We start from the raw sequence: 7771 nt of genomic DNA, 5'->3' as shown, positions 1-7771 counted from the left end.
GGCGCCGCCCCCCCCCCCCCACGGCCCGCCCGCCCCCCGCGGGGGCCCCCCCCCCCGCGGCAGGTCCCACAACCTGACGCAGGGTCAGGCGGCCACGGTGTGCTCGGCGTTGGCCGGCTCCAGGGCCAGTTCCAGCACCTCGCGTACGTCGGCCACCGCGTGCACGGTGAGGCGGCTCAGGATCTCCTCGGGCACGTCGTCCAGGTCGGCCTCGTTGCGCTTGGGGATCAGCACCGTGGTGACGCCGGCCCGCTCGGCGGCGAGCAGCTTCTGCTTGACGCCGCCGATCGGGAGTACCCGGCCGGTGAGCGAGACCTCACCGGTCATCGCCACGTCCGAGCGGACCGGCCGCCCGGTGAGCAGCGACACCAGGGCGGTGGTCATCGTGACGCCGGCGCTCGGGCCGTCCTTGGGGACCGCTCCGGCCGGCACGTGGATGTGTACGCCCCGGTCCTTGAGGTCGCCCACCGGCACCTCCAGCTCAGCCCCGCGCGAGCGCAGGTAGGACAGCGCGATCTGCGCCGACTCCTTCATCACGTCGCCGAGTTGGCCGGTCAGGGTCAGCCCCGTACCACCCGTCTCCGGGTCCGCGAGCGACGCCTCGATGTAGAGCACGTCGCCGCCCGCGCCGGTGACCGCGAGCCCGGTGGCCACTCCCGGCACCGCCGTGCGCTGCTCGGCCTTGCTCAGCAGCGACTCCGGGGTGTGCCGGGGCCGGCCGAGGTAGTCGCGCAGGTCGCCGGCGTCCACCGTGATCGGCAGCGGGTGCGCGTCGGCGTCCAGCGCCTGCCGGGCCGCGACCTTGCGCAGCACCCGGGCCAGCGAACGCTCCAGGGTGCGCACGCCCGCCTCGCGGGTGTACTCGCCCGCCAGCAGCCGCAGCGCCTCCTCGGTGAAGGACACCTCGGTGACGTCCAGGCCCGCCTTGTCCAACTGGCGCTTGATCAGGTGGTCCCGGGCGATGAGGACCTTCTCGTCCTCGGTGTAGCCGTCGAGACGGACCAGTTCCATCCGGTCCAGGAGCGGCTCGGGAATCGTCTCCAGCACGTTGGCCGTGGCCAGGAACACCACGTCGGACAGGTCGAGTTCGACCTCCAGGTAGTGGTCGCGGAAGGTGTGGTTCTGCGCCGGGTCCAGCACTTCGAGCAGGGCCGCGGTCGGGTCGCCGCGGTAGTCCGAGCCGACCTTGTCGATCTCGTCGAGCAGGACGACGGGGTTCATGCTGCCCGCCTCCTTGATCGCCCGGACGATCCGGCCGGGCAGCGCGCCGACGTAGGTGCGCCGGTGGCCGCGGATCTCGGCCTCGTCGCGCACACCGCCGAGCGCGACCCGGACGAACGAGCGACCCATCGCGCGGGCCACCGACTCGCCGAGCGAGGTCTTGCCGACGCCGGGCGGGCCGACCAGGGCCAGCACCGCGCCGGAGCGTCGTCCGCCGACCACGCCCAGTCCGCGCTCCTCACGGCGCTTGCGGACCGCCAGGTATTCGACGATGCGTTCCTTGACGTCCACCAGGCCGGAGTGGTCCGCGTCCAGGATCGCGCGCGCCTCGGCGATGTCGTACGCGTCCTCGCTGCGGTCGTTCCACGGCATTTCCAGGACGGTGTCCAGCCAGGTGCGGATCCAGCCGCCCTCGGGCGACGCGTCGGAGGCGTGCTCCAGCTTGTCGACCTCCTTGAGCGCGGCGGCCAGCACCTTCTCCGGCAGATTCGCGGCCTCGACCCGGGCGCGGTAGTCCTCCTCCTCGCTGTCCGGGGTGCCGTTGAGCTCGTTGAGCTCCTTGCGCACGGCGGCGAGCTGCTGCTTGAGCAGGAATTCGCGCTGCTGCTTGTCCATCCCCTCCTGGACGTCCTTGCGGATCGTCTCGGCGACGTCCAGCTCGGCGAGGTGGTCCCGGGTCCAGCCGACGACCTTGGTCAGCCGCTCCTCGACGTCGACGGTCTGGAGCACCTCGATCTTCTGCTGGAGCGTCAGGTACGGGGCGTAGCCGGAGTTGTCCGCCAGGTCGCTGGGGTCCTCCAGTGCCTGCACGTGGTCCACCACCTGCCACGCGCCGCGCTTGCCCAGCACGGTGGTGACCAGGGCCTTGTACTCGCGGGCCAGCTCGTGGGTGTGCTCGTCCGCCTCGACGTCCGCCACCCGGGTCGCCTCGACCCACAGCGCCGCGCCGGGCCCGGTGGTACCGCTGCCGATCCGCACCCGGCCCTCGCCGCGCACCACCACGACCGACTCGCCCCCGGGCAGTCGGCCGACCTGCTCGATCACGCCGAGCGTGCCCACCGCCGGGTATTGCCCGTCGTCGCGCGGAACAAGCAGCACCCGCGCCTTGCTCTCACTACGGATGCCGGGTCCACCGGACCGCCCCGCGGCGGCCCGCGCGGCATCCACGGCGGCACGGGTCTCCGCGTCATCGAGTTCGAGCGGGACCACCATGCCGGGGAGGACGACCACGTCGTCCAGCGGAAGAACCGGCAGGGTCAAGGTCCCGATGGTCTCGCTCATGTCATGCCCCTCAGGTAGCCACAGTCGAAAAAGTTGCGCTGCATTGACTCAAGAAACAAGAGCCTCCCTTTGTTCCCCCACCCCTCCCCGATCCGTGTTCGCCCTGGGCGAAGTTGTCGGTGGACGCCGCTAGCCTGCGGCGATGGGCATGGTCGGGGAGTACCTGAGAGTCGCCCCCGCCGAGTTGGCGCGGGCGATCACCGACCAGGCGTGGGGCGAGGAATTCATCGACGACGTGCTCGACGCCGAGTCGGAGGGGTGTCCCGACCCGACGCGGGCCCGGTCGCACAACACCGACAAGGCGTGGGACGCCCTGGGCTTCCTGACCCGGCGGATCGGCTTCACCGTCGACGTCGTCCACGGTGCGGAGGCGATGCCCTGGGACGAGAACGACTGGAGTCACGGGGTTCCGCGCTACCTCACCCCGGACCGCGTTCGAGCAGCCGCCGAGGCTCTGTCGGCGACTCCCGGTCACCGGCTCGTCGCGGGTGTCGGCCCGGCCGACCTGGTGCGTGCCGGGGTCTATCCGGCCTTCGTCTGGGAGCAGGCCGAATCCCTCGATTACGCCACCGGGCACTACGCGGCGCTCGGCGTGTTCTTCCGCTCCGCGGCCGAGGCCGGGGACGCGGTACTGGTCTGGTTGTCCTGACTCGTGCGCCCCGGTGCGGGTCGGGGATTGGGCGCAGTGGGTGAATTCCGCGCCCGGCACTTTCGTCGTGGGTCGGTGGGGCGGAAGAATCGTGCGACTCGATACGAGGGGGCGAATCCGGTCAGTGAGCGACGTCTTTCCCGAACGTGTCCTGCCTGCGGGGCCGATCACACTGCGGCCGTTCGGCGCCGATGATGCCGAGGACAACCGAGCCGCCTGTGCGGACGAGGTAGTCCAGCGATGGTTACCGCTGCCCCGGCCGTACACCCTGGAGGCATCCGTCGACTGGTGTACGAAAACGGCGCACACGCTGCGCGAGTCGGGCGACGGGGTGCACTTCGCGATCGTCGACCCGGACGAGGGCCGACTCCTGGGCGCCATCGGGCTCAAGCGCACCGACTGGCACGAACTGGTCAGCGAGGTGGGGTACTGGGTGGCGCCGTGGGCTCGCGGACGCGGGATCGCCGCCTTGGCCACGCGGGTGCTCGGGCGCTGGCTGTTGACCGAGCAGGGCTTCGAGCGCCTCGAACTCAAGGCCGCCGTCGGGAACATCCCCTCGCGCAAGACGGCGATCAAGGCCGGCCTGCACCGCGAGGGCACGCTGCGCAACGCCGGTCGGCTGCACACGGGTCGGGTCGATGTCGTGCTGTACTCACTGACCCCGGCCGACCTGTAGGCCGATCGGTAGGGCCGATGGGCCGACCCGTGGACGGATCCCGTGGGGCCGACCCGTGGGCGGATTCGTAAAGCCGACCCGTGCGGTGCGGCGGGTCGGCACGGGTGGCGGTCGATCTCCGACTGCTCGGCGGCGGAAGGACGTTGACGGCGGGATACCGCCAGACCCGACGGGTTGCCGGCGGTTGTACTGGGGGCGCCCCGCTGTCGGGGCCCCACCCCCACCGCCGAAAGGGACTTCATGTCCGTCACGACCGGATCCGACGAGCACACGACCGGGCGGACCGACCCGGCTTCGCAAGAGCGAGAGCGGGCACGGGAGCAGGCGCGGGCGCGGACGCGGGAGCACGAACCTCGGCAGTACTGGCCGGGTGTGGTGTGTCTGGGAGTCGGCATCTTCGCGATCGTGACCAGCGAGATCCTGCCGATCGGGTTGTTGACGCCGATCGGGGGCGAGTTCGGGGTCTCGGACGGCACGGCGGGGTGGTTGATGACCGTGCCGGGCCTGGTGGCGGCGATCTGTGCGCCGCTGGTCACCGTGACCACCGGGCGGCTGGATCGGCGGGGCATGTTGGTCGCGCTGATCGTGCTGCTGGCGGTGGCGAACTTCCTTGCGGCGATCGCAACGGCGTTCTGGGTGGTGTTGGTGGCGCGGTCGTTGGTCGGGGTGACCATCGGCGGTTTCTGGTCGATCGGGGCGGGGTTGGCGCCTCGGCTGGTGCACGGGAGGGCGGTGGGTACGGCGACCGCCGTGGTCTTCGCGGCGGTGCCGGCCGGCTCGGTGTTGGGGTTGCCGGCCGGGACACAACTGGGCGAACACATCGGCTGGCGCGCTTCGTTCGTGGTGCTGGGCGTACTCGCGCTGGGGGTGGCGACCGCGCTGCTCGCACTGCTTCCGCCGCTGCCGCCGCTTCAGGTGACCCGGGCCGCGGTGTTGCGTGGGTTGTTGCGCGGCACCGACATCCGGATCGGGCTCGTGGCGACCTGTCTGATCGTGATCGCGCACTTCGGCGCCTACACGTATGTGACGCCGTTCCTGGAGCAGGTCACCCACGTGGACCGGGGGCTGATCGGCGTCTACCTGTTGGCCTTCGGCGTGGCCGGCATCGTCGGCAACTTCGTCGCGGGCGCGACCATGGTGCGCGGCCTGCGGGCGACGTTCGTCACGTGCGCGGCGCTGATCGCGCCGGCCACGCTGCTGTTCCCGGTCCTGGGCCGGTGGGATGCGGGCGCGGTCGGGCTGCTCGTGGTGTGGGGGGCGGCCTACGGCGCCGTCCCGGCCTGCTCCCAGACCTGGTTCGCGCGCTCGGCCCCTCGGGCGCCGGAGGCCGCCATGGTCGTGTTCACATCGTCCTTCCAACTCACCCTCGCCACCGGCGCGCTCGTCGGCGGGGCCGTCGTCGACGCCACGTCCCCGTCGACGGTGATGGTGTGCGCCGGCGCCATCGCCCTCGCCGCGGTCGCCGCCCTCGCGGCCCTCGCCGCGCCGGACGAAGCACCTCGTCGCACCACCTGACCACCCCCGCACCCGGCTTGCGCAAAGGCCGTGCGGCGGAAGGGAGACGGGCGGGGTTGACTTCAAGTCGACTTCAACTTCTAACGTCTTCACCAGGCGCTCGGAGAAAGCACTTCCGGGGCCTCACCGCACAGTTCGCCTTTCTCTTCCCGGGGGTTCCCATGAGCATCGCCACGCACACCGAGACGCACACCCGGACCGACACCTTCCGGCTGGCCGTCATCGTCGGCAGCACCCGCGAAGGGCGCTTCGCCCCCGTCGTATCGAACTGGTTCGCCGAAACGGCCGAGCGGCACGGGGACTTCGAGGTGGACATCATCGACCTGGCGCACGACCGGCTGCCCGACGTGTGGGCTCCGATGGGCAGCGAGCCCGCCGCGGTGGTCGAGGCGGTGGGCGCTCGGCTGGCCGCCGCGGACGCGTTCGTGGTGGTCACACCCGAGTACAACCACAGCTTCCCGGCCGGGCTGAAGAACATGATCGACCTGTTCCGCAACGAATGGCAGGGCAAGCCGGTGGGCTTCGTGTCCTACGGCGGCATCTCCGGCGGCCTGCGCGCCGTCGAGCAACTGCGCCTGGTCTTCGCCGAACAGCACATGGTCACCACCCGGGACGGACTCGCCTTCCCGATGGCCTGGGAGAAGTTCGACGCCGAGGGCCGGCCGGTCGACGTCGCGGGCACCGAGGCCGCCGCCAAGGTGATGCTCGATCAGCTCGCCTGGTGGACCGAGGCCACCCGGTCGACGCGCCTGCGCCGCCCGTACGGCGTCTGAACACCCGCTCCGAAGCAGCCGCAGCCATTCCACCGCCGAACGCCAGGAGCCCGTGATGGCCTCGACCACCGCCCCGGCCGCGAGCGCGCCCGCGACCGCCGTCCCCACCCCGTCCCGCAACATCGCGATGATCGCCCTCGTGGTCGTTCTCGGCTCGGTGATGTCCGTACTCGACGTCACCGTCGTCAACGTCGCCCTCAATCACCTCGCGCAGGACTTCGACGCACCACTGGCCACCATCCAATGGGTCGCGACGGGGTACACGCTGGCCCTGGCCACCGTCATCCCCGCGGCCGCGTGGGCGATGGGCCGATTCGGCACCAAGCGGTTGTACATGTTCTCCATCGCCACCTTCGCCGCCGGCTCCGTCCTGGCCGGGCTGGCCTGGTCGGCCGAGTCGCTGATCGCCTTCCGGGTCCTGCAGGGGCTCGGCGGCGGCCTGATCATGCCGGTCGGGATGACCATCCTGGCCCGCGCGTCGGATCCGAGCCGGATGGGGCGGACGATGGCCATCCTGGGCATCCCGATCCTGATCGGCCCGCTCGCCGGCCCGATCCTGGGCGGATGGCTGGTGGACGACGTGTCGTGGCGCTGGATCTTCTTCATCAACGTGCCGATCGGCGCGGTGGCGCTGGTGCTGGCCGCCAAGGTCTTCCCGCGCGATACGCCGCAGCCGACCAGGCCGCTGGACGTGCCCGGACTGCTGATGCTCTCCCCCGGCCTGGCGCTGCTGATCTACGGTCTGGCCACCGGCGGCGAGAAGGGCGACTTCGGCGCCACCGGCGCGTTGGTCCCGGCGGTGTCGGGCGCGTTCCTGGTGATCGGCTTCGTGATCCGGGCGTTGCGGGTCGAGCACGCGTTGATCGATCTGCGGCTGTTCCGCAGCCGCCCGTTCGTGGCCGCCGCGGGCACCATGGTGCTGTTCGTCTGCGCCTACTTCGGCTCGATGATGTTGGCCCCGCTGTACTACCAACTGGTGCGCGGCGAGAGCGCCACCGCGTCCGGCCTGCTGGGTGCGCCGCAGGCGCTGTTCACCGCGGTGTCCATGCAGATCGCCAGCCGGCTCAGCGACCGGATCGCGCCGGGACGGATCGTGCTGGTCGGGATCGTGGTCGCCGCCTCCGGTTTCCTCTCCTTCACCACGCAGGTCGCCGCGGACACGCCCTACTGGGTGCTGATGTCCTGCATGTCGGTGACCGGGATCGGGGTCGGCATGACGCTGATGCCGACCACCGCTTCGGCGCTGCGCACCATGTCGCACGAGCAGGTCGCGGTCGCCGGGACCACGTTGACCATCATCCAGCAGGTCGCCGCCGCGATCGGCGGGGCGCTGATGTCGGTGCTGTTGGCCGGTGCGATGCGCGAGGGCCTGCCCGCCGGGCGGGGGGCCGGGGGGCTCGGTGAACTGCACATGTTGTCGCCGGCCGCGGTGGACGAGATCGGGCCTCGGTTGGCGGACACGTTCCAGGGGACGTACTGGTGGGCGGTCGGGTTCATGGCACTGGCGTTCCTGCCGGCGCTGCTGATGAGTCGACGGGCACCGCTGCCGACGAAGTGAAGCCGGACCCGCGGCCGATGCGCCCTCGCCCGCCGGACGGGCCGAGTGCCCTCGAACACCGGACACACCGAACGCCGGACGGGCTGTCGACGACAGCC

6 protein-coding genes are annotated in these 7771 nt (G+C 71.3%); 5 read left to right on the top strand and 1 reads right to left on the bottom strand.

Annotated features, from left to right (window positions below):
* Nucleotides 1-84: 84 nt before the first annotated feature.
* Nucleotides 85-2502 (bottom strand): endopeptidase La, encoded by a 2418-nt coding sequence (gene lon / locus ACFXMF_RS45520; RefSeq protein ID WP_360312610.1) that lies wholly within the window; start codon nucleotides 2500-2502, stop codon nucleotides 85-87.
* A 142-nt stretch (nucleotides 2503-2644) separates the two neighbouring features.
* Between lon and ACFXMF_RS45515 the strand changes: the two genes are divergently transcribed.
* The 5 genes from ACFXMF_RS45515 to ACFXMF_RS45495 all read left to right on the top strand — a co-directional run bounded on the left by ACFXMF_RS45515 (nucleotide 2645) and on the right by ACFXMF_RS45495 (nucleotide 7673).
* A complete protein-coding gene (locus ACFXMF_RS45515) occupies nucleotides 2645-3151 on the top strand; it encodes a YfbM family protein (protein ID WP_379992266.1) in 507 nt (168 codons plus the stop codon).
* Nucleotides 3152-3275: 124 nt separating this feature from the next.
* Complete coding sequence (locus ACFXMF_RS45510; protein ID WP_360312606.1) at nucleotides 3276-3827, top strand: GNAT family N-acetyltransferase; 552 nt, start codon at nucleotides 3276-3278, stop codon at nucleotides 3825-3827.
* A gap of 240 nt (nucleotides 3828-4067) precedes the next feature.
* Complete coding sequence (locus tag ACFXMF_RS45505; RefSeq protein WP_360312604.1) at nucleotides 4068-5342, top strand: MFS transporter; 1275 nt, start codon at nucleotides 4068-4070, stop codon at nucleotides 5340-5342.
* A gap of 161 nt (nucleotides 5343-5503) precedes the next feature.
* Nucleotides 5504-6115 carry an NAD(P)H-dependent oxidoreductase gene (locus tag ACFXMF_RS45500; RefSeq protein WP_360312602.1) on the top strand — a complete coding sequence of 204 codons (612 nt, stop codon included), beginning with the start codon at nucleotides 5504-5506 and terminating at the stop codon, nucleotides 6113-6115.
* A 55-nt stretch (nucleotides 6116-6170) separates the two neighbouring features.
* On the top strand, nucleotides 6171-7673 hold the full coding sequence (locus ACFXMF_RS45495; RefSeq protein WP_379992265.1) for a DHA2 family efflux MFS transporter permease subunit: 1503 nt from the start codon (nucleotides 6171-6173) through the stop codon (nucleotides 7671-7673).
* Nucleotides 7674-7771 lie beyond the last annotated feature (98 nt).

Source organism: Embleya sp. NPDC059213 (genome assembly GCF_042754445.1).
Classification (GTDB): Bacteria; Actinomycetota; Actinomycetes; order Streptomycetales; family Streptomycetaceae; genus Embleya.
The sequence above is the reverse complement of the archived record's forward strand: the minus strand, read 5'-3'. Positions and strand labels throughout refer to the sequence as shown.

Bases quoted from the DNA above. Each gene is read 5' to 3' on its own strand.
- lon (WP_360312610.1), bottom strand. From the start codon at position 2,502: ATGAGCGAGACCATCGGGACCTTGACCCTGCCGGTTCTTCCGCTGGAC.
- ACFXMF_RS45515 (WP_379992266.1), top strand. From the start codon at position 2,645: ATGGGCATGGTCGGGGAGTACCTGAGAGTCGCCCCCGCCGAGTTGGCG.
- ACFXMF_RS45505 (WP_360312604.1), top strand. From the start codon at position 4,068: ATGTCCGTCACGACCGGATCCGACGAGCACACGACCGGGCGGACCGAC.
- ACFXMF_RS45500 (WP_360312602.1), top strand. From the start codon at position 5,504: ATGAGCATCGCCACGCACACCGAGACGCACACCCGGACCGACACCTTC.
- ACFXMF_RS45495 (WP_379992265.1), top strand. From the start codon at position 6,171: ATGGCCTCGACCACCGCCCCGGCCGCGAGCGCGCCCGCGACCGCCGTC.